The organism is Shimia sp. MIT1388, assembly GCF_047124445.1.
Lineage (GTDB): Bacteria > Pseudomonadota > Alphaproteobacteria > Rhodobacterales > Rhodobacteraceae > Shimia.
In genome coordinates this window covers 1,565,639-1,585,760 of record NZ_CP138921.1, presented here as the reverse complement: position 1 = coordinate 1,585,760, position 20,122 = coordinate 1,565,639, and the positions used below count along the sequence as shown (strand labels likewise).

Sequence of the window (20,122 nt, the reverse complement as noted above, 5' to 3'; positions counted from 1 at the left end):
ACGGGGAGCGGGATCCATGCCCTTTGGAGGAGACAAAAATGATCGGAAGATTGAACCACGTGGCCATTGCTGTGCCGGATCTGGAAGCGGCAAGTGCGCAGTACCGTGACGCGCTGGGCGCGAAAGTTGGTGCGCCTCAGGATGAGCCGGACCACGGCGTGACCGTGGTGTTCATTGAGCTGCCAAACACCAAAATCGAGTTGCTCTATCCGCTGGGAGAAGACAGCCCAATCAATGGCTTCCTTGAAAAGAACCCGGCGGGCGGCATTCACCATGTGTGCTATGAGGTCGACGATATTCTGGCGGCGCGGGACCATCTGAAATCCACCGGGGCACGTGTTCTGGGCAGTGGGGAGCCAAAGATCGGGGCGCATGGCAAACCTGTGCTGTTCCTGCATCCGAAAGATTTCAACGGTTGCCTTGTGGAACTGGAACAGGTCTAAGAGGCCAACCCCAAAACAGACTAGGAATGGCGGGCCAACGGTGTCCGCCTTTTTTTCAGGAGCGCGCAATGACCATCACTTCAGCCCTCGTTCTATACGCCGTGCTTTGGTTCATGACCTTTTTGATGGTGATCCCGATTCGCCTGAAAACGCAGGGCGATATGGGTGAGGTTGTGCCCGGCACACATGCCAGCAGTCCTGAGCATCATTATCTCAAAACCAAAGCCTGGATCACCACGGGCGTCGCCGCGGTGATGTGGGTGATTTTGTACTGGATCATCACAACCGGCGTGATCACTGTGCGTGATTTTGACTGGTTTAACGTGATGGGGCCTGCTGAGGTGACGGCTCCAGCTGATGGTACAGATGGGTAAAGGTCGCCGCGCCTAGGATCGGGATCACCAGGTTCAGGATCGGCATAGACAGTGGGATCGCCATAAGTGTGCCGGCGAGCCAGATGGTGCCGATGTGCTTTTTGCGGAGCCTGCGGGCTTCTACACGTCCAACGCGGCGCATGGCAACCAATTGAAAGTACTCCCGCCCCAGCAAGAAACCGTTGAGCGCCCAGAAAATGAACAGCGCCAAAGGCGAGAGTATCAGGTATATCACCAGAGCGGCGATGTTGGCCGCCACGATTACACCGAAGTGGTTCACCGCATCTTTTAGTCCCTCCGAAAAGGAAACACCGGGCACTTGCAGCAGGTGGCTATAGTGTCTGTCTTCCACCGCTGTTGCGACTTCGTCCAGAAATATCGATGCAAACAATGAGGCCACGGGCATCATCAGAAAGAAGGACAGAATGATCATGGCGAAGACCGCGGTGCCCGTCAAAAAGTCCAAAAACCACGTGTAGCTGCCAAACAGCTCTTGCAATGTTGCGCCATTACCGAGCCAAGAAAGCAAGTGAAAAAAGCCGAAGTTCACAGCAAACAAGAGCGCAAAAGCAAGGCCAATGCCTTTGAAAAGGACCCGGCGAAAGCGCGGGTCCCCGATTTGGGTGAGTGTCTTGCCAAAAGACGAGATTGCTAGGCTGACAGCCATGTGACTTTGGTCTCCATGTTGGGGCGTGGGCGCTCGGGCGGCGCGACTTTTTCGGTGCCGATGTGGATGAAACCTGCGACCCGCTCACGTGGGGTGAGGTCGAGGCCTTTTTCGACAAAGCCACGATCATGGCTGGCCCAACCGGACAGCCAGTTGGCGCCCCAGCCAGCGGCCAGTGCGGCGTTTAGCAGTTGCAGGCACACACAGGCGGCTGAGTAGGTCTGTTCGATCTCTGGGACCTTTTCGCTGATCACGGGCGCCTCGATCACGGCCACCACCAGATCCGCGCGGTCAAACTGATCGTGTGCCTTGGTGATCTTTTCCGGCTCCATGTCTAAGGCTTCGCCGCGTTCTTGGGCGAGCTTGGCAAGTTTGCTCAAGGCGGCGCCTTCCAGCACGATAAGGCGCCAAGGTTCGAGTTTGCCGTGATCCGGGCTGCGCAGGGCGGCCTCCAGCAGTGGCTCGAGTTCCGCGTGCGTGGGCGCGGGGCCAATCAGGGTTTTGGCGGGACGAGAGCGGCGGCTCAGCAAAAAATCCAGCGCGGCTTGGTTTGGTTGAGGCATTAGGTCTTCCCTCAGGAGTTGATTGGGTATGTTGGCGTGGCGCGGTTGGGTTTCAACCGGGCGGGCTTGCGAAAATCTCGGCCATCTCATCGACCAGCGTGGCAAAGAAGGCTTCGACGCGGGCGTTGGGCTGGCGTGCAGTTAAAGTGGCCGCCATCGGGTCTTCTGCCGTAGTGTCGGAGCCAGCAAGCGTTTCGATGGCGGCGTGGCCGCAGAATGGCACATAGGCTTCGGAATAGCCGCCTTCGTGCACGAGCACCAGCTTGCCGTCACAGAGCGTGTCCGCCGCCTGCATGACTTGCTTGGTCATCTGCCGGAAGGTGTCGGCGGTGGCCAGCATGCGGGCGAGGGGATCAAAGGCGTTGGCGTCATAGCCGCTGGCAACAATGATCAGGTCGGGTTTATGCGCCTGCAAAGCTGGCAGTACGATCTTTTCCATCGCGCGCAGGTACGTATTGTGACCAGCGCCGGGCGGCAAGGGGATGTTGATGTTCGCCCCCAGGCCTGCGCCTGTGCCGCGGTCGGGCACGTCGCCGGTGTCCATCGGGTAGTTGCGTTCCTGATGCAGCGAAATTGTGAGGACCTCGGCGCGGTCATAGAAAATCGCTTCGGTGCCGTTTCCGTGGTGTACGTCCCAGTCCAGAACCACAACCCGGCTTATGTGGCCTTGAGCCAGCGCCTCTTCGATCGCGATGGCGATGTTGGCGAGTAGGCAAAAGCCGTTGGGCCAATCAGGAAGACAATGGTGGCCCGGCGGGCGGGAGAGGGCGTAGGCGTTTTGCAGCGCGCCAGTGGCAACCGCGCGCAATGCCTCGACCGTGAGGCCCGCAGACAACGCGGCGATCTCGTAGCCCCCTTTGCCAAAAGGCGTGCGCAGGCCCAACTCACCGCCGCCTGTATCTGACAGGGCTTTGAATTTTGTGAGCAAGTCTTCGGGATGGACCCGCTTTAACATGGTCTCGGTTGCAGGTGGTGCGCTGCGCACGTCTAGGGCGCCTGTCAGGCCGGTGACGTCCATAAGGTTCTTAAGGCGGCGTTTGGTTTCCGGGCTTTCCGGCAGGCCACCTGCGGCCAGCGGCTGTACCAAGTCACCAACCGGCAAGGTCAGGGCGTAGTTGCCGCCGGCGTGCCAGAAGCATTTTTCATCAAAAAAGAAGCCAGTGGTCATGTGGCAAGTCTCCCCCTTTCGTCCTGCGCGGGCTACCCTATGCGGGGCGGTTGTGAAATGTAAATCACTGTAGGGGCAACGGGGGCAGAACCAGTGGGCGAAGACTTTTCAGATTTGGTCGATGCGGGAACAGAGATTGCGGTGCGGGTGACACCCAAGGCGTCCCGCAACAAAGTGGTGCGCGAAGAGGATATCTTGCGGGTGTACGTGACTGTGGTGCCGGAAGGCGGAAAGGCCAACGCTGCCGTGCAAAAGTTGCTGGCCAAGGAATTAGGCGTGGCCAAATCCCGGTTGATTTTGGTCCGTGGCGCGACTGCGCGGGACAAAGTGTTTCGCCTCGATTGAGGAACGCCTAGTCCGCAGTGCGTTTGAGCATGTAAACCCCTTCGGGCAGATCCAGTGCGGCGGTCAAATCTTGCACCTGTGTGTTGGACAGGGTGATTTTCTGAACTGTATCGGTGCGGGGGTCATATTGCTCGATGGTGACGCAGTCCTCAAACATGTGAATGACCACATCTTCCCCCAAGGGGGCGGTGCCTTCGTCAACCAGCGTCACAATGGTGGCGTCAAATTCGTGCTCGATGCTGAACATGTCCCCAGCGTAGCGCAAAGGGGAGGGGGTGCAAGCATTTCCCTCTGGTCTCCCGGGGCTTAGATGATAAATTTACGCCTGTGTCCTAGACTGGGCCGCTTGTGGGAGGGATGTCATGCGTCAGAAATTGCCAGTGAAAGCCAGCGTTGTCAGCGTGATGGCCGCCGTCGTTTTGAGTGGCTGTGTGTCCACCACCACCAGCTCGACGCCGCAGCCTGCTGTGCAGCAACAGCTAGCGCCTAAGATTTCCACCTCGCAGGCCACCTCGCGTTTGGCGCCGGTCAAAGCGCGGATGGAGCCTTTGGTGGAACGGGAATGTAAGGCGCGTACGCCTGCGGGCACCAACTGTGACTACAAGATTTATGTGGACCCGAAAGAGACCAAAATCGCCAACGCCTATCAGACGCTGGACAAAAATGGCCGTCCGCTGATTATCTTCACGGCACCTTTGGTGGCGGAGACGCGCAACAATCACGAGCTGGCCTTTGTCATGGGGCATGAGGCGGCGCACCACATCAAAGGGCATATTGCCCGCAGTCAGGGCAATGCGGCGGCCGGCGCGGCGCTGGGGGCCATTCTTGTGGCGGCAGCTGGTGGCAACTCGCAAGCGATTGAGGCGGCGATGGATTTGGGAGCAGGTGTGGGCGCGCGCAGCTTCTCCAAGAACCACGAGTTGGAGGCCGATCAACTGGGCACGATCCTGACCAAGAAGTCGGGCTATGACCCATTGATTGGGGTGAACTTTTTTGAGCGCACGCCGGATCCAGGCAACCAGTTTCTCGGCACGCACCCGCCCAATGCGTCGCGCGTGGCGATTGTAAAGCAGACGGCAGCAGGGCTGTGACGGCGTGCTGCAACTGACCAATGTTGTCACCGACCGGGGCAGCAAATATGCGGTGTCCGGGGGCAAGGTGACCAACCGCAAAGAAGCCGACGCCTTTCTCAAAGAGCTCAAACGCAACAAGAAATTTGCCAAGGCGACGCACAACACCTGGGCCGCTTTGATGGCGGACGGCACCCCGTTGAAAGGGGATGACGGCGAGAGCGGCGCGGGGTTGGTGATCTTGCGGATGCTGGAGCGGGAAGAGCTCACGGATCACATAGTGGTTGTAACCCGTTGGTATGGCGGCACAAAGTTAGGCGGGGATCGGTTCCGTCGGGTGCAGGACTGTGTGCGGGCCTATCTTGAGGCGCTGTCCTAAGCGCGAACAAATTCCTCTCAGATCGTTGGTTGATGCAGGTCAAGGGCGTCCTTCGGGCGGCCTGCTAGACTGCGCGGGTCAGCTATCAGAGAGGCGCCTATGACCATTGTGACGGATCGGACTACGAAGCTGCGCCATCATGCGGCGCTGCTGGATGACACGGCCAGCCGTTTGGGCATGGATTTGCAGGAAGCGGCCATTCGCGGCGCGCTCAAGTTTGAAGAGATTTCCGAGGCGGTTTTGCGCTGCACCACCTGCAGTGAACCGGAGGCCTGTGCCCATTGGCTGAAGGAGGAGGGCGCGGTGGTGGCTGCGCCGCATTACTGCCGCAACACCAAGCTGCTGAAGCGGCTGCAAGGGGCGCAGTAGACCACATAGAATTTGACAGGGAGTGAGAGATGAAACCGCTTGGCGATCGCACAGAACACTATTGGTTGGCACAGCGCATGGCGCAGTTGACGCAAACCGATCTGGTGGCGGCGATGGCGCAGGCGGAACTCTCGCAGGAGGATTGGGCTGAGATGGTGGAAGGCTGTCGCGGTTGTGCGTGGGACGCCGGATGCAGCCGCTATGTGGCGGCGCATGAGCGGGCGGCGCAGACCGAAGAGGTGGCGCCGGAGCCCTGTGTGAACAAAGACCGTTTTAAGCGGCTTAAGGTAGCGTTGGAGGCGCAGAACTAATGGGAAATATTCAGCCTCTTGGGGATCCGGTGACACATTTCTGGCTGACCCGCAGCATGGCGCGGGTGCTGGGTGTGTCGCTCAGCGAGGCGATGCTCGATCAGGCGCTGAGCGCCGAGGACTACGCCAATATGGTCACGCGCTGTCGCATGTGTCCGCACACCGAGGCCTGTCAGAGCTTTCTGGGCCAGCGCGCCGGGACCGCCAAAGAGGCACCTGCATTCTGCTGCCATGCGGAATTGTTTGAAAAACTGGCGGCAGGTTGAACTGCGCGACCGCAAAACGAGGGAAAGGAGCCAGCGATGTTTGAGAAAATGAGCCAGCACACCGATTTGGTCACGGGCATGTCCGAACGCGTTGGCATCGATTGGGGGGAGAGGATCATGAAGAACCCGGAAAATGCCAAAGAGTTCCGCAATGCGGTGATGCAATGCACCCGCTGTCAGGAACTGGGCGCCTGTCAGAAGTTTCAGGAGCTTAATGGCAAGGCGGCCAATGCGCCGGACTACTGCATGAACGCCGATTTGTTCAAAGAGATGCAGCAGGGCTGAGGCTTAGGCCGCTTTCGCCTTGGCCTGTCGCCGCAGGTGTTTGCGGTAGAGCCATGGGGCCAACGCGTGGTCGTAGGCGAGGCAGGCCAGTTGCTTGATGCCGGGCAGGCCAATGAGGCGCGCAAGCCAGCGGAAGCGCGGCATTTCCTGCCAGAGGATCAGGAACGCGGGGATGCCGGAATAGAGCTCCCCGTTGGCGGTGACATGCAGGCGCTTGGCCGCCGTTTCCGGATCAATGCCCCATTTTGAGAGGGCGTTAGAATTCAGATCGTCATAGGCGACCGGGATGTCACGCTGTTCGGTGTAGGACCGATAGTGGCAGATTTCTGCGTCACAGATCGGACACTCAGCATTGTAAAGCACGCGCGTTTCGTTGGACATGTGACGCTCCTGATGAGGGATGTGTCTCGGGCCATTTGTGGCTGTGAGGAGAGCCTACGCCGCCGGTGATGGGGCCTCAAGGGACAGGATGTCGCTGTTTTGTGTGTCGGTGCTTTGTCCGCCTACGAGCCGAACCTCGGGTTCGGCCGGCGCCCAGGGCTCCGCCCGCTTGCGGCTGAAAGGATCCCCCGGATCCTTTCCAAAGACGCCGCGCGCTCCCCACGGGAGGGCGTTTCCGGCTCCCAACCAGGGTCAGGCTCTGAGGCAGTTTACGCCTTTATCTGTCCCCACAAGTCATACTCCCCAGCCTCGTCCACCTCAACGGTGACAATGTCGCCCACCTTCAACCCATCAGTGCCTTCGTCAATAAACAGGTTGCCGTCGATCTCTGGCGCGTCGGCTTTGGTGCGGCAGGTGGCGATGCCGTCTTCGTCGATGTCGTCGACAATGACGTCCATGGTCTGACCCACTTTGGCGGCGAGTTTGGCCTCAGATATGGCCTGTGCCTTTTCCATAAACCGCTCCCAGCGCTCTTGCTTGACCTCGGCGGGGACGTGGTCTGGCAAGTCGTTGGAGCGGGCGCCGTCGACGTTTTCGTATTGGAAGCAGCCAACACGGTCGAGTTGGGCCTCGTCCATCCAATCCAGTAGGTGCTGGAATTCGGCCTCGGTTTCGCCGGGGTAGCCGACGATGAAGGTGGAGCGCAGGGTGATGTCCGGGCAGATCTCGCGCCAGGCGGCGATCTCGGTCAGGGTTTTGGAGGTATGCGCGGGCCGCGCCATGCGTTTGAGCGTGTCCGGGTGGCTGTGTTGGAACGGGATGTCCAGATAGGGCAGGATCAGCCCGTCCGCCATCAGCGGGATCAGCTCGCGCACATGCGGATAGGGGTAGACGTAGTGCAGGCGCACCCAGGCGTCGAACTGGCCAAGTTCGCGCGCCAGATCGGTGATGTGGCTGCGCACTTCGCGGTCTTTCCACGGATGCGTACTGTACTTGCGGTCCAGCCCATAAGCGGAGGTGTCTTGGGAGATCACCAAGAGTTCGCGCACGCCGCTGTCCACCAGTTTTTCCGCCTCACGCAGGATCGCGTGTACCGGGCGGGAGGCCAGCCTGCCGCGCATGTCCGGGATGATGCAGAACTTGCACTTGTGGTTGCAACCCTCTGAAATCTTTAGATAGCTGTAGTGGCGCGGGGTGAGCGACACGTTGTTGGCGGGCAGAAGATCGATGAAGGGATCAGGGCTGGGCGGCACGGCGCCGTGCACCGCGTCGAGCACCTGCTCGTACTGATGTGGACCGGTGACGGCAAGCACTTTGGGGTGGGTGCCGGTGATGTATTCCGGTTCCGCGCCAAGGCAGCCGGTCACGATGACCTTGCCGTTTTCCTGAATGGCCTCGCCGATGGCTTCCAGGCTTTCGGCCTTGGCGGAATCCAGAAAACCGCAGGTGTTCACGATCACCGCGTCTGCGCCGGAATAGTCGGGCGAGATGCCATATCCTTCCGCGCGCAGGCGGGTGAGGATGCGCTCGCTGTCGACCAAGGCTTTGGGGCAGCCAAGGGAGACCATGCCGATGGTGGGCTGGCCGGGGCGGGCTTCGCCGGTGAGCGTGGCGCGGGCGAGGTCGGGGCGGAGATCGGGCGGATTGCTGGACATGGGGCGCATATAGGGCAGCGCGCGTCGTTTGGCAAAGGGGAAGGGCGCTTTGATGCGGTGTTGTTGAATTGCCAGTTGCCCAATGGGGGCGCGTCTGCGTGTGGTCACCAAGCAGGATTGCTCACAGGGTTTGCAGGATCTCGGGGAGGCGGGCAAGGACGCGACGCCCTTTGTCCGTCAACAGCGCTCATGAATTGGCAGGTGCTTTGTGTCCTGGAGGCCTGAGACACCAAAAGTACCCGGGACCTCGCGGCCAAGATCAGAAAAGGTTCGGGGACTTGGGAAGTTGATCGCCTCAATCAGGTCGTTTCGTTTGACAGGCTTTCCAATCACACCGTCAACACCGGCACTGAGGCACAGGTCTACTTGTGATTTGTGCGTGTTTGCCGTCAGCGCAAAAATCTTACACGGGGCTAACCCAAGGTCCGTCTCAAGCTTTCGAATGTGGGCCGTTGCATCGACACCGTCCATCACAGGCATGGCAACGTCCATAAAGATCGTCGTTGGCCGCAGCGCCTTGTACACATCCAACGCTTCCAAGCCGTTGCTTGCAAAATCGACCATGACGCCGACTGTCTCCAGCAGTTTTCCAGCCACCAACCGGTTTGTTTTGTTGTCATCAACGACCAGCACCCGCCCGTTGCCAGAGCTGCTTTGACACGGTTTAGCGCTGGCTGCACATGCATTGTCGCGGTTCAGGCCAAAGTCCGAAGGCCGTTCGGGGAAGAGGAGCTGTTCGATTTCCTCACTTCGCACCGGCTTGAGCCAGGTGGCCGAATAGTCGGCCGCGTCTGTTTCAGCAGAGGCGTAGCGCAGAGGTGTTGAGACCATGAGGGCATGTGCGCACGGGCCGGCCGCGCGGTCCAACACTTGTTTTGCTGACGGTCCAAAGCAATCAACATGATCGCCATCCCAAATAACGGCCTGAAACTGATCAGTTTCCAGGAGAAGACGCTCTGCATCCTCAAATGCAACCACACGACAATTCAAGGTCTCCAGACTTCTTGTCAGGACCTTAGTGGACTCGGTGACGGGCCCCACAATCGCCACCTCACGCTGCCGGGTCGGCGGCTGCCGGTTTTGGGCTTTTTGCCTCGATACCGGACAGGCGGGCAGGGCAAGAGACACCGTAAAGCAAGAGCCTTCTCCAAGCGTGGAGGCAACGTCGATGGCCCCGCCCATCTGTTCGACAAGCGCTTTGGAAATCGCCAGGCCCAGCCCAGTGCCCTCCACTGCAGCCTCCGTGTCTTGGTGGGTTTGCTCATATGCTGCAAACAGCGTTCCCATCTGATCGTCTGGGATCCCGCGCCCTGTGTCCACAATCGACAGGGAGAGTTGCGCCTCACCATCAATGGTTTGGTACGTGGCACGCAGCCCCAAATGGCCGTTTTCGGTGAACTTCAGCGCATTCCCAAGATGATTGAGGAGAACTTGCCGGACGCGCGCGCTGTCCCCGAAGAAATGGGTGGGCACCGTGTGTGGATACTCAATCCAGAAGTCCAAGTTCTTGTCATGCGCAAGCGGCTGAATCAGGCCCGCGGCTTCATAAATGGTATCCTTTAGAGAGAACCGCTCATTGGCAAAGGTGAATTTGCCCTCGGTCGCTTTGGAATAGTCCAGAATGTCGTTGATGATGCTCAGAAGGCTGGTCGCCGACCCGGAGATGGTTTTCAGATACGACCGTTGTTGTGGGTTCAAGGCGGTGTGTTCAAGGACCTCCGTCAGCCCGAGAATGCCATTCATCGGGGTGCGGAGCTCGTGGCTCATCCGCGCAAAAAACCTGTCTTTGGATAGGCTTGCCGCCTCGGCCTCTTCGTTTGCCTTGGCCAGGTCCGCCGCCTTTTGCTCCAGCTCCTGCTGTTGTTCGTAGTATTGCGTCACGTCCGAACGTAAGCCAACAAGATCGCCGTGCTCGTTTTCGACTTCTTGGATGCGCAGGAACTTGCCGTCCGGCAATGCGCGCTCCACTGGGGCGCGTTTCCTGTTTTCTCGATCCAAGCGTTCCGCCAGCCAGGCCTCTTCCTGCCCTTCCGCTTCGGGGTATTGGCCGTGTTCCAGACCGTATCGCATGATCGCTTCAAATGTCGCCCCCACTTTGATGGCAGGGGCTGAGTGCTTATAAAGGTCCGCGTATTTTGCATTGAACGCCACCAGAATGTCGTCGCGATCATACATCGCAAAACCTTCTGGAATGGAACTCACCGCATGGTGGAAGCGGGCTTTTGCCGTTTCGGCTTCGGCCTGTGTTGCTTGCGCGCACGCACGGAGTTGCTCTCGTTCCGTGACGTCGACAAAGCGCCCATAGACGTGCGTGTCTTCGCCACTTTCGGGGGGGAGGTAAGTTACTTCGAGATCATACCAGAGTGCGTTTTGCGCGGTATCTTGCATGCTTAGAGCGTTCTTGAGCCGGATCGGCCCCGCCTGTTTCTCTACCAGGCCGTTTTGTACAAGATCCGCCGCGTCGGCATTGAGGAAACACAAGGGAGATTGGGTTTTCTTAGTCCCGTAGGCGTTCGAGAGGAGTTTGGACAAGGCTGCGTTGTCCCAGACAACCTTCGCAGAAGACAGGTTCAGCCCGTCTTCTATCCCCAAAATAAACGCCGGATCTTGCTGGGTCTGCAGAACCGAGAAAAGAAGATCTTTAACCGACACCAAAGCGCCCTCTCGAAACAACCCTTTGATTTTCGTCAGAACACCTTAAGAAACGGTGAAGGGGATTTTTCTGAAGGGGTTTCCCGCTTGGGTAATTCAAGGGGTTCCGCTTGTAGTCGGTTCTGGTTGCAATGTGACATGGACGGCCGCCACGCGGTTCAAGACAGGTTGGTGCAGTGTTTTAGCCCATTGGGGGGCATCTCACTTAACACTTGTGTCCATTTCTATTCGGCCATGATTGTTTGGCGGATGGTGCGCTGAAGTGCGTTGTGCTTGTTTGGCCACCGTTGGCTTTGAGAGCAGGGCGTTGTGTCACCAAGAAGCGGTGCCGGGGTGTTTGATCATATGCGCGATTGCACGTGTGTTCGTGCGCGCTTAGGCTTCGCTTGAGCAGTAAAGGAGGTCTCCGATGAAGATAATCCGGGGATTGGTGGCAGCGGTTTTGATTTTGGCAATTGGCGCGGTGGTGCTGGTTGTGGCGTTGCCAGGGGAGAAGATTGCCAAACTGGCGGCGGATCAGGTTAAGTCGATGACCGGGCGGGAGCTGACGTTTGAGGGCAAGGTCGGGATCAGCTGGTATCCGGTGTTGGGTGTGACCACCGAGAAGGTCAGCTTTGGCAACGCGGCGTGGTCAGAGCGTGGGCCCATGTTTAAGGCCGATAAAGCGGTAATTGGTGTCGACGTGATGGCGGCGATTGGCGGGGACATTCGGATCAAGACTGTCGAGCTGGTGGCGCCGGAGGTGCTGCTTGAGAAAACCGCTGATGGGCGGGTGAATTGGGATTTGAGTGATGCCAAGGCGGCTGTGGTTGGCGGAGCGAGCGCTGACGCGCCGTCTGGTGGTGCGAGCGCTCCGGCACCGGCGCCAACGACGGCTTCCCAGTTTGAGAGCTTTGCGCTGGAGAAGCTGGTGATCAGCGACGCACAGGTGCGTTACATCGAGCATGGTGGCGCGCGACAGGAGCTGTCTGGCGTGTCACTGGCGATGACTTGGCCGGATGTTGATCAGGCTGCGGATGTTTTGATTGAGGCCAGCCCATTTGGTGCGCCGATTAAGCTGGACGCTGTGATTGCGGCGCCTCTGGCTTTGATTGATGGCGATGTGTCTGCGGTGGAACTGGCTATGCAGGCGGGCGGCGGGACGGCCCGTTTTGCGGGCCGTGCCGGGATCGCGCCGGAGGTCAGTGGTCAGTTGACTGTCTCGGCATCGGATGCGGCGGCGTTTCTTGCCGCCTTGGGCGCAGGGGGGCTCGAAGGGCCGCTGGCGGTACAAGGTGATGTGACGTTGACCCGAGCGGGCGTGGTGTCTGTGCGCGGCGGGCATGTGAGTGCTTTGGGCAATGACTTGTCCGTGCAGGCGGATGTGGATCTGAATGGGGTGCGTCCGAAAGTGGCGGCGCAGGTGGCGACGCAGACCTTGCGTTTCGCGGCGACGGAAGGCGGCGAAAGCCCTGCAACGGACAGCGCTCCGGTTGGATGGTCCCAAGAACCGATTGATGCGAGCGCTTTGGGGTTGATGGATGGCACCATTAGCTTTGCCGCCGAGGCGATGGATCTGAACGGGATAACGTTTGGCAAGACCCGTGCCACTGTGGAGATAGACCGCGCCCGCGCTGTGGCCCGCATTCAGGAAATGGAGGCCTATGAGGGAGCGGTCACGGGGGTGTTTGTGGCCAACAACCGCAATGGTCTCTCGGTGCGGGGTGACCTGAACGTGACACAGATCGCTTTGCAGCCTTTCCTGGCGGCGACGGCGGATTTGGACAAGTTCAGCGGCACGGCGGATTTTGAAAGCCGGTTCCTGAGCTCCGGCGAGACGTTGGATGCCATCATGAACAACCTGAGCGGAGATGGCCGCGTTGATGTAGGACGTGGAACTATTGAGGGCATCGATCTGGACAAGTTGCTGCGTGGGGACGTCACCGGAGGCACAACCGTGTTCAACAGCATGGTGGCGAGTTGGACCATAGCTGATGGCGTGCTGAGCAATCGGGATCTTTTGATGAAGCTGTCGCGCTTGTCGGCGACGGGCAAAGGCACTGTGGGGCTTGGCTTGCGGACAATCGACTATGTGTTCTCGCCACAGCTGCACGGGCCGGACGGGCCGAGCCTGATTGTGCCGGTGAAGATCAATGGCAGCTGGAGCAACCCCAGCGTGGTGCCGGATCTGGAGGAAGCGGTGAAGCGCAGTTTTGATAAGGACATCAAAGCCGTGGAAGATGAGGCTAAGCAGAAGCTTGAGAAAGAACTGGGGCTGGAGAAGAAAGAAGGCCAATCCACGGAGGATGCGATCAAAGACAAGCTGGAGAAGGAGGCGCTGCGTGGCTTGCAGAACCTGTTGGGTGGCAATTGAGCGGACCTGAGCGGCGGACAGCGCCGCACCTCAATACGCTGATTTTGCTGACTGCGATGTCGGTGCTGACGCTCAACATGTTCCTGCCGTCGCTGTCTGCGATTGCTGCGGAGTTTGGCGTGGACTACGGCGTGGCCAACCTGTCTATGGGGGCGTTTTTGGCGGTTACCGCGGCGTTGCAGATCATCATTGGACCCTTGTCGGACCGGTTTGGCCGCAGGCCGGTGATTTTGGTTGGTCTGGCAGTGTTTGCGCTTGGTTCGGTGGGCTGTTTTTGGGCCCAGGACATTGTGTGGTTTTTGGTGTGTCGCATGTTGCAGGCCGCTGGCGTGGTGGGGATCGCGCTGAGCCGGGCGGTGGTGCGGGACATGCACGGGCCGCAACAGGCGGCGAGCACTTTGGGCTATATCTCCATGGTGATGGCAATTGCGCCAATGACCGGGCCCACTGTGGGGGGCGTGTTGCATGAAGCCTTTGGCTGGCGAGCGAATTTTGCGGCCTATTCGCTGATTGGACTGGGGTTGCTCTGGCTGACCTGGCGCGACCTTGGGGAGACCAATCAACATCCCTCTGCCACCATGCGGGAGCAGTTTGCCACGTACCCGGAGCTGCTCCGTTCGCGCCGGTTTTGGGGTTACACCCTGTGTGGCAGCTTTTCGGTTGGGGCGTTCTACATCTACATCACCGGCATTGTGCTGGTGGGCGTGGCGGTGTTTGGCATGAGCCCCACGACCGTGGGCATGGCGGTGGGCACCATTGCCATTGGATTTTCCTTGGGATCGTTTCTGTCGGGCGTCCTTGGCAAGAGGGTGGCGCTTTGGAAGCTGATGGTCGCCGGGCGCGTGGTGGCTTTGGCAGGGCTGTGTCTTGGGTTTGCCGTGGTTCTGGCCGGGATTGTGCATCCGGTGAGCTATGTCGGCACGGTGATATTTGTCGGACTTGGCAATGGTCTGACCATGCCGGCCGCCAACAGTGGCGCGATGTCAGTGCGTCCGCGCTTGGCGGGCAGCGCTTCTGGGCTGTCCGGGGCCATGAGCGTGGCTATGGGGGCAGCATTGACCAGCCTCACAGGGGCGGTTCTGACACCGGAGAATGGCGTGGTGCTGATGATGGCCATGATGATTGCGATCGTGGCGGTGTCGCTGTTTTGCGCCGTCTACGTGCGCTGGATTGACCTGGTGGATCCGCTGCCGTCCGAAGTGGGTTGACGACGCGGCGCGATGCGTGTCATCACATGCGCATGACCAAGAACACAATCTTTTTTGGCACTTATTATACCCTGACCACATAGTGGCGGGGTCTTTGGCATCTTCATCCGCTGCGTTTGACGGGGATGAAGACACAAAAACCTTCCAAGACACATAGTCCCGGCAAACGTGGCCTCACAAACGAGGTCCGCTATGGGACAGACACAAAACACAGACGAACAGACCACCATTGGGTTGGTGGGCTTTGGCGGCTTTGGCCGGTTGATTGCACAGGAGCTTTGGGCCGGGTGTCCAATTCGGATCTGCGATCCAGCTTACACCCGCGCGCATTTGCCCGATGGGCGCAAAGTCACCATGGAAGGGCTGGCCGAAGTGGCGCAATGTGACATCGTGATCCTGGCGGTGCCGGTGGCGCGCATGGCGCATGTCTGTCGAGTGTTGGCGCCGCATTTGCGGCCGGGTACTTTGGTGCTGGACGTGGGCTCGGTGAAAGTTGCCCCCATGCGGGACATGCGGGAGCTGCTGCCGCCGCATGTAGAGATACTGGGCACCCATCCGCTGTTTGGGCCGCAGAGTGCCAAAAACGGTGTGGTGGGGCGTAAGATTGCGTTGTGTCCGGAGCGCGGTGCGCGCTGGCGTAAGGTGGCGGCGTTCCTGAAGGCAAGGGGGCTGGAGGTGATTGTCACCACCGCAGAAGAACATGACCGTGAGTTGGCGATGGTGCAGGGTCTGACCCACCTGATTGGCAAGGTGCTCACTGACTTGGGGCCACTGCCGGAGCGGATGACCACGGCGAGCTTTGACTTGCTGCGTGAGGCAATTGAGATGGTGCAGGATGATCCCCCAACGGTGTTGCACGCGATTGAGGTTTCCAATCCTTACGCGACTGAGGTGCGCGATGCGTTCTTTGAAAAAGCGGAGGTGCTGCGGGATCAGTTTGAGCGATCCTCGTTGATTGTGCAGGGTCAGAGCGTGTTGCCGGCCGCGTAGATCGTGGCCCCGGTGACAGCCAAGGGACAGTCTTTCCACTCAGATAACGGTGTAGCCTGCCGTCGCCGCCATGGCGCAGGCTACGCCAATAAGAAAGGCGCGGACGTTCACACGCTCCCGTGGGGGCAGTTTCAGCCGGATGGACAGGATAATTATGATGCCGCCCACCACTGCGGTGGCGATAGATTGATAGTGGTGGCCCTTTTCGATGTGGTTGCCCAGCACACAACCGACATACATCGCAGCCATAAACAGAGGCGCCATCCAGCGGGAAAAGGCAGCGGGGTATTCTCGGTGCAAGAAGCTGTTCACGCCAAAAAGATGCACGGAAAAGACAAAGACCGCGACCCCGTAGGCCGCAGTGAGATTGCTTTGAAAATGCGTGATCGTGATGCCGATCAGCAGGTTGTAGGTGGCAAAGGACAAAGCGTTGAGTGTCAGCGCCGTTCGGGCCGGGCGGTTGTTGTCCTGTTTGAAATCCACCAGGTAGTAGATCAGGAAACCGACCATCAGATAGACATAGAGCTGATGTTTGAACAGCAGGCCGTGGTCAGGATATTGCGCGCCGACCAGTTGCGTCATGACGGCAATTTTGGGCAGCAAATAAAGAAAGGCGTAGCCAAGCCCAATGCCGGAGCTGAAATCCAGCAGCCAGCGTGACACAATGGGAAACCGTTTGATGAACGGCGCGGTGCCAACGTGGGTCAGCGAGATCAGAGCAACGGCCAGCACCTCGCGCCAGGTGATGTCGCCGTAAAGTGTTGCGGACATTGCGCCGGTCTCCCTTGTTCTGACTTGCAGTAGACACAAAGCCATTGACGGGACACAAGCAAAAAGCCCCGCACAGGGCGAGGCTTTTCAAAGTGTCTTAAGGGGCCGCTGCTTAGCGTTTGCGGTCGCGGCGCGCGCTCATCGGCTGAAAGGCCACGCCGACGTGGGCTTCGCAGTAAGGTTTGCCGGTTTGTACAGGCAGGCCGCAGAACCAGAAGTCTTCGGTGGCCGGGTCACCCACAGGCCATTTGCAAGTGCGCTCGGTCAGTTCCATCAGCGAGAGCTTCTTGGCGGTCTTTTCAACTTCGTTGACCTTGGCCAGAGCTTCCGGGCTGATCTCATTGGCGGACGGCTGCGGTGGCAGCGGCTGACCGGCCGGGATGATCTGCTTGCGCAGAGGCTGTGCCGGGCGCGCGGCCACGGCGGGCTCGGTTTTGGGTTCCGGCTTGGGCTCCGCCTTTGGCGCCGCTTTGGGTTTGGGGGCGGCCTTGGCCTTGGGGGCCGCCTTCGGCTTGGCATCCGCCTTTGGCTTGGCATCCGCCTTGGCGCCGCCGGTGGCGCGGTTGGACAGGCCCAGACGGTGCACTTTGCCAATCACCGCGTTGCGGGTTACCCCGCCCAACTCCTTGGCAATCTGGCTGGCCGATTGGCCTTCGCCCCACATTTTTTTCAACAGCTCTACGCGCTCGTCGGTCCAGGACATCCGTCACTTCCTCAGCTAAAAAGCGGCCTCCAACAAGGCCGCCTCTGCATTTCTTGGTCAGGCACCTATTCTAATCACCCCAGCCCGAGTTACAAGGCGAAGAATCACCCATCCGCGCGGCAAAGGCGTGAGTGGGGAAGGAAAACCACAGAGACACGGGGAAATCGGCAGCGATGGCACAGGAACAGGCAGTGGAAATGGGCGTGCGCCGCTTCGGTCGGGTAAACTGGCTAGGGCTTGGTACCTTGGCGAAACGCGAAGTTTTGCGGTTTCTGGCGGTGTGGACACAGACGCTTTTGGCGCCTTTGGTCACTGCAGGCTTGTTCCTGCTGATCTTTTCGATTGCCATTGGACCAAGCCGGGGCGCGGTGATGGGCGTGCCGTTCCTGACTTTCCTGATCCCGGGCATCATGATGATGACGGTGATCCAGAACGCTTTTGCCAATACTTCTTCCTCTATCGTGATCTCGAAGGTGCAGGGCAATATTGTGGACACGCTGATGCCGCCCTTGTCGCCTATGGAATTGGTGTTTGGTTATCTCGCAGGCGCGGTTGCGCGCGGGTTGTGTGTGGCCGTGGCGATCACCATCGCCTTGGCGCTGGTTCTGGGACAAGGCGTGGCGCATCCGCTCTGGGCGTTGGCCTTTGTGTTGCTCGGCGGGGCCATGATGGGCGCGGTGGGGATTGTGGCTGGGATTTTTGCCAATAAGTTTGACCAGATGGCGGCGATCACCAATTTCATCGTGACGCCTTTGGCCTTCCTGTCCGGCACGTTTTACTCGGTGGAGGCGCTGCCAGAGAGCCTGCAGAGCTTCACCCGCTTGAACCCGATCTTCTACCTGATCGACGGCACACGTTATGGCATGATTGGCGTGTCTGACAGCGCGCCGGTGGTGGGCCTCCTGGTTGTCAGCGCGGTCACCGCCGCCTTGATGGCAACAGCTTATGCCATGCTCAAAACCGGCTATCGTCTCAAAAGCTGACCTGGCTAAAATGCTGATCTTGGCTTCTTCTTACCAAAAATATCCTGGGGGAGCCCGTCAGGGCGGGTGCAAAGCCCCATTTCCTGGTTCACCGCCAGAACGCCAGCCATTCGATCAGCTCAAACAGCTTCTTGGCGAGCAGCAGGAATACGGCACTGTCATTGAACACCACATCGATCCCCAACAGTGCCAGCAGGAACAGAAATAGAAAGATGGCAATTTGGTTGGTCATGACGCACTGCGCCCCCGGATATGTCGTGGTCGGACCAGATATGCCCGACCCCATCCGAGGGCGCAAGTTTTTGTGATTTGTGAGGTGCTTAGGTGCGGCCCATCAGGGCGGCCACATCGGCCATACGCGCGGAGAAGCCCCACTCGTTATCATACCATGCCAGCACGCGTACCAGACGTTTGCCCAGCACTTTGGTCTGGTCGGCGGCAAAGGTGGCGCTTTCGGTGGTGTGGTTGAAGTCCACAGACACCAGTGGCAGGTCGTTGTAGCCCAACACGCCTTTCATCTCGCCCGCGGCCGCTTCGGCCATCACGGCGTTTACGTCTTCCAAAGTCACGTCTTTGGAGGCGGTGAAGGTCAGGTCTACAGCAGAAACATTTGGCGTTGGGACGCGGATCGCGGAGCCGTCCAGCTTGCCTTTGAGTTCCGGCAGAACTTCACCCAGCGCTTTGGCGGCGCCGGTGGAGGTTGGGATCATCGACATGGCCGCCGCGCGGGCGCGGTACAGGTCTTTGTGGCGACGGTCCAATGTTGGCTGATCGCCGGTGTAGGCGTGGATCGTGGTCATGATGCCTTCTTCGATGCCGAAGGCATTGTTCAGAACCTTGGCCACCGGTGCGAGGCAGTTGGTGGTGCAGGAGCCGTTGGAGATCATGTTGTCGTTGGCTTCGAGCTGGGTGTCGTTCACGCCAAACACGATGGTCTTCTGCACGTTCTTTGCCGGGGCGGAGATAAGCACTTTCTTGGCGCCGCGCTCCAGGTGTTTCTTGGCTTTCTCGCCGTCGTTGAAGTTGCCGGTGCATTCCAGAACCACGTCAACGCCGCTCCAGTCGAGCTCGTCCATGTCGTAGGTGGAATACATGCGCATCGGGCCCATGCCCACATCCATGGTGCCGTTGCCGGCAATCACTTCGTTGCGGAAACGACCGTGCACAGAGTCATAGCGGATCAGGTGTGCCGCGGTGTCCAGCGGGCCGGTGGCGTTGATTTTCACAACGCGGACGTCTTCGCGTGCTTCTTCGGCGATGTGCATGAGGGTCGAACGGCCAATGCGGCCAAATCCGTTGATGCCGACGGTAACAGTCATGAAGAGCTCCTGTCCTGTTCTGAACGGTGGAAAATATGGTCTTGGCTATAGAGGGGAAGAGGTCTTTTAGAAAGGTAAAATCCCAAGAAAAAACGGGATGTTAGCGTTAAAATTGGACGGTGTCGCTATCGGTTCCGCTGCCGGTAACGCTAACGGCTGGCGGTTGGTTTGCGCTGGGGCGCTGGGTTTTGTGCAGGTGCAGAAAATTGGTCTCCCAAATTGCGTGATCTCGAATCACGAATGGGCGGTTTCAATCAAGATTGGGGTCCGCGTCGAAGTGCACGGCCATTTTGGAAATTTGTCACAACATGCAGGTGGAATGGCGCGATCTGCGAGTGGATCGTTCGCAAGTGGGTTTATTCTCTCTGTGACAACGCAAATAGCGCGAAAGAACGGGAGGCAGCTTATGCAACTGATCGTGGACGGAAAATCCCATGAGGTGGATGTCGAAGAGGACATGCCGCTGTTGTGGGTGCTTCGGGATGAACTGGGGATCAAAGGGGTGAAATACGGCTGCGGGGTTGCGGCCTGTGGTGCTTGCACCGTGCATATTGACGGCGTGGCGGTGCGCTCGTGTCAGACACCTGTGGCGGATGTAGATGGCCCTGTGACCACCATTGAAGGCCTGGGTCAGCCAGAGGCGCTGCACGCGGTGCAGGAAGCCTGGGTGGAGCATCAGGTGGCGCAGTGCGGTTACTGCCAGTCGGGGCAGATCATGCAGGCGGCGTCGCTGTTGTCAGAAATCAAGATGCCGTCGGATGCAGAGATCGACGAAGCCATGAGCGGCAACCTGTGTCGATGCGGGACGTATCCGCGTATTCGCGCGGCGGTGAAGACCGCTGCCGCCAAGATGCAGGAGGCGTAAGG

The 20,122-nt window shown here is 59.2% G+C and carries 25 protein-coding genes; 14 read left to right on the top strand and 11 right to left on the bottom strand.

The window, feature by feature from the left end:
* Positions 1–38 precede the first annotated feature (38 nt).
* Both mce and SIB92_RS07795 read left to right on the top strand, forming a co-directional pair.
* Positions 39–443, top strand: a complete 405-nt coding sequence (mce, locus tag SIB92_RS07800) for a methylmalonyl-CoA epimerase (RefSeq protein WP_294118371.1) — start codon at positions 39–41, stop codon at positions 441–443.
* A gap of 68 nt (positions 444–511) precedes the next feature.
* On the top strand, positions 512–817 hold the full coding sequence (locus SIB92_RS07795) for a DUF1467 family protein (RefSeq protein WP_412555260.1): 306 nt from the start codon (positions 512–514) through the stop codon (positions 815–817).
* Here SIB92_RS07795 and SIB92_RS07790 read toward each other — a convergent pair.
* Genes SIB92_RS07790 through SIB92_RS07780 form a run of 3 tightly spaced genes read right to left on the bottom strand, consistent with a single transcriptional unit; the run spans position 762 to position 3,215 of the window.
* Positions 762–1,484 carry an EI24 domain-containing protein gene (locus tag SIB92_RS07790; RefSeq protein WP_412555259.1) on the bottom strand — a complete coding sequence of 241 codons (723 nt, stop codon included), beginning with the start codon at positions 1,482–1,484 and terminating at the stop codon, positions 762–764. The genes SIB92_RS07795 and SIB92_RS07790 overlap by 56 nt on opposite strands.
* On the bottom strand, positions 1,469–2,047 hold the full coding sequence (locus tag SIB92_RS07785; protein ID WP_412555258.1) for a nitroreductase: 579 nt from the start codon (positions 2,045–2,047) through the stop codon (positions 1,469–1,471). The genes SIB92_RS07790 and SIB92_RS07785 overlap by 16 nt, the downstream gene beginning before the upstream one ends.
* A gap of 52 nt (positions 2,048–2,099) precedes the next feature.
* A complete protein-coding gene (locus SIB92_RS07780) occupies positions 2,100–3,215 on the bottom strand; it encodes a class II histone deacetylase (protein WP_412555257.1) in 1,116 nt (371 codons plus the stop codon).
* A gap of 93 nt (positions 3,216–3,308) precedes the next feature.
* Here SIB92_RS07780 and SIB92_RS07775 point away from each other — a divergent pair, with 93 nt between their 5' ends.
* On the top strand, positions 3,309–3,560 hold the full coding sequence (locus SIB92_RS07775) for a DUF167 domain-containing protein (RefSeq protein ID WP_412555256.1): 252 nt from the start codon (positions 3,309–3,311) through the stop codon (positions 3,558–3,560).
* 7 nt (positions 3,561–3,567) lie between these two features.
* Here SIB92_RS07775 and SIB92_RS07770 read toward each other — a convergent pair whose 3' ends face one another.
* Positions 3,568–3,807, bottom strand: a complete 240-nt coding sequence (locus SIB92_RS07770) for a hypothetical protein (protein ID WP_412555255.1) — start codon at positions 3,805–3,807, stop codon at positions 3,568–3,570.
* A 115-nt stretch (positions 3,808–3,922) separates the two neighbouring features.
* Here SIB92_RS07770 and SIB92_RS07765 point away from each other — a divergent pair, with 115 nt between their 5' ends.
* The 6 genes from SIB92_RS07765 to SIB92_RS07740 all read left to right on the top strand — a co-directional run bounded on the left by SIB92_RS07765 (position 3,923) and on the right by SIB92_RS07740 (position 6,240).
* Positions 3,923–4,651: a M48 family metallopeptidase gene (locus SIB92_RS07765; protein ID WP_412555254.1), complete on the top strand. Its 729-nt coding sequence runs from the start codon at positions 3,923–3,925 to the stop codon at positions 4,649–4,651.
* Between the two features lie 4 nt (positions 4,652–4,655).
* Positions 4,656–5,009, top strand: a complete 354-nt coding sequence (locus SIB92_RS07760; RefSeq protein ID WP_412555253.1) for a YigZ family protein — start codon at positions 4,656–4,658, stop codon at positions 5,007–5,009.
* A 99-nt stretch (positions 5,010–5,108) separates the two neighbouring features.
* A complete protein-coding gene (locus SIB92_RS07755) occupies positions 5,109–5,378 on the top strand; it encodes a DUF6455 family protein (protein WP_412555252.1) in 270 nt (89 codons plus the stop codon).
* Positions 5,379–5,407: 29 nt separating this feature from the next.
* Entirely contained in the window at positions 5,408–5,689 is a 282-nt protein-coding gene (locus tag SIB92_RS07750; RefSeq protein WP_412555251.1) for a DUF6455 family protein, read from the top strand.
* Complete coding sequence (locus SIB92_RS07745; protein WP_412555250.1) at positions 5,689–5,955, top strand: DUF6455 family protein; 267 nt, start codon at positions 5,689–5,691, stop codon at positions 5,953–5,955. Before SIB92_RS07750 ends, SIB92_RS07745 begins: the two co-directional genes overlap by 1 nt.
* Before the next feature lie 36 nt (positions 5,956–5,991).
* Entirely contained in the window at positions 5,992–6,240 is a 249-nt protein-coding gene (locus SIB92_RS07740) for a DUF6455 family protein (RefSeq protein ID WP_412555249.1), read from the top strand.
* A 3-nt stretch (positions 6,241–6,243) separates the two neighbouring features.
* Here SIB92_RS07740 and SIB92_RS07735 read toward each other — a convergent pair whose 3' ends face one another.
* The 3 genes from SIB92_RS07735 to SIB92_RS07725 all read right to left on the bottom strand — a co-directional run bounded on the left by SIB92_RS07735 (position 6,244) and on the right by SIB92_RS07725 (position 10,928).
* Positions 6,244–6,621 (bottom strand): thiol-disulfide oxidoreductase DCC family protein, encoded by a 378-nt coding sequence (locus tag SIB92_RS07735; protein WP_412555248.1) that lies wholly within the window; start codon positions 6,619–6,621, stop codon positions 6,244–6,246.
* 269 nt (positions 6,622–6,890) lie between these two features.
* Positions 6,891–8,276, bottom strand: a complete 1,386-nt coding sequence (rimO, locus tag SIB92_RS07730) for a 30S ribosomal protein S12 methylthiotransferase RimO (protein ID WP_412555247.1) — start codon at positions 8,274–8,276, stop codon at positions 6,891–6,893.
* Positions 8,277–8,453: 177 nt separating this feature from the next.
* Complete coding sequence (locus SIB92_RS07725; protein ID WP_412555246.1) at positions 8,454–10,928, bottom strand: ATP-binding protein; 2,475 nt, start codon at positions 10,926–10,928, stop codon at positions 8,454–8,456.
* A 409-nt stretch (positions 10,929–11,337) separates the two neighbouring features.
* Here SIB92_RS07725 and SIB92_RS07720 point away from each other — a divergent pair, with 409 nt between their 5' ends.
* The 3 genes from SIB92_RS07720 (at position 11,338) to SIB92_RS07710 (ending at position 15,479) form a co-directional block, all read left to right on the top strand.
* Positions 11,338–13,281: an AsmA family protein gene (locus SIB92_RS07720; RefSeq protein WP_412555245.1), complete on the top strand. Its 1,944-nt coding sequence runs from the start codon at positions 11,338–11,340 to the stop codon at positions 13,279–13,281.
* Positions 13,278–14,489: a multidrug effflux MFS transporter gene (locus tag SIB92_RS07715; RefSeq protein ID WP_412555244.1), complete on the top strand. Its 1,212-nt coding sequence runs from the start codon at positions 13,278–13,280 to the stop codon at positions 14,487–14,489. Before SIB92_RS07720 ends, SIB92_RS07715 begins: the two co-directional genes overlap by 4 nt.
* Positions 14,490–14,681: 192 nt before the next feature.
* Positions 14,682–15,479: a prephenate dehydrogenase/arogenate dehydrogenase family protein gene (locus SIB92_RS07710; protein WP_412555243.1), complete on the top strand. Its 798-nt coding sequence runs from the start codon at positions 14,682–14,684 to the stop codon at positions 15,477–15,479.
* A gap of 39 nt (positions 15,480–15,518) precedes the next feature.
* Here SIB92_RS07710 and SIB92_RS07705 read toward each other — a convergent pair whose 3' ends face one another.
* The gene (locus tag SIB92_RS07705; protein ID WP_412550680.1) at positions 15,519–16,250 is read right to left on the bottom strand and encodes a hypothetical protein; all 732 of its coding nucleotides are present in this window, start codon (positions 16,248–16,250) and stop codon (positions 15,519–15,521) included.
* 112 nt (positions 16,251–16,362) lie between these two features.
* Positions 16,363–16,953, bottom strand: coding sequence for a GcrA family cell cycle regulator (locus SIB92_RS07700; RefSeq protein ID WP_294118390.1), 591 nt, complete (start codon positions 16,951–16,953; stop codon positions 16,363–16,365).
* 173 nt (positions 16,954–17,126) lie between these two features.
* On the opposite strand from SIB92_RS07700, the gene SIB92_RS07695 reads away from it, so the two are divergent.
* Positions 17,127–17,936: an ABC transporter permease gene (locus SIB92_RS07695; RefSeq protein WP_412555242.1), complete on the top strand. Its 810-nt coding sequence runs from the start codon at positions 17,127–17,129 to the stop codon at positions 17,934–17,936.
* 88 nt (positions 17,937–18,024) lie between these two features.
* Here SIB92_RS07695 and SIB92_RS07690 read toward each other — a convergent pair whose 3' ends face one another.
* Complete coding sequence (locus SIB92_RS07690) at positions 18,025–18,168, bottom strand: hypothetical protein (RefSeq protein ID WP_294118392.1); 144 nt, start codon at positions 18,166–18,168, stop codon at positions 18,025–18,027.
* 88 nt (positions 18,169–18,256) lie between these two features.
* Positions 18,257–19,255 carry a type I glyceraldehyde-3-phosphate dehydrogenase gene (gene gap / locus SIB92_RS07685; protein WP_412555241.1) on the bottom strand — a complete coding sequence of 333 codons (999 nt, stop codon included), beginning with the start codon at positions 19,253–19,255 and terminating at the stop codon, positions 18,257–18,259.
* Positions 19,256–19,661: 406 nt separating this feature from the next.
* On the opposite strand from gap, the gene SIB92_RS07680 reads away from it, so the two are divergent.
* Positions 19,662–20,120, top strand: coding sequence for a (2Fe-2S)-binding protein (locus SIB92_RS07680; RefSeq protein ID WP_299419193.1), 459 nt, complete (start codon positions 19,662–19,664; stop codon positions 20,118–20,120).
* Positions 20,121–20,122 lie beyond the last annotated feature (2 nt).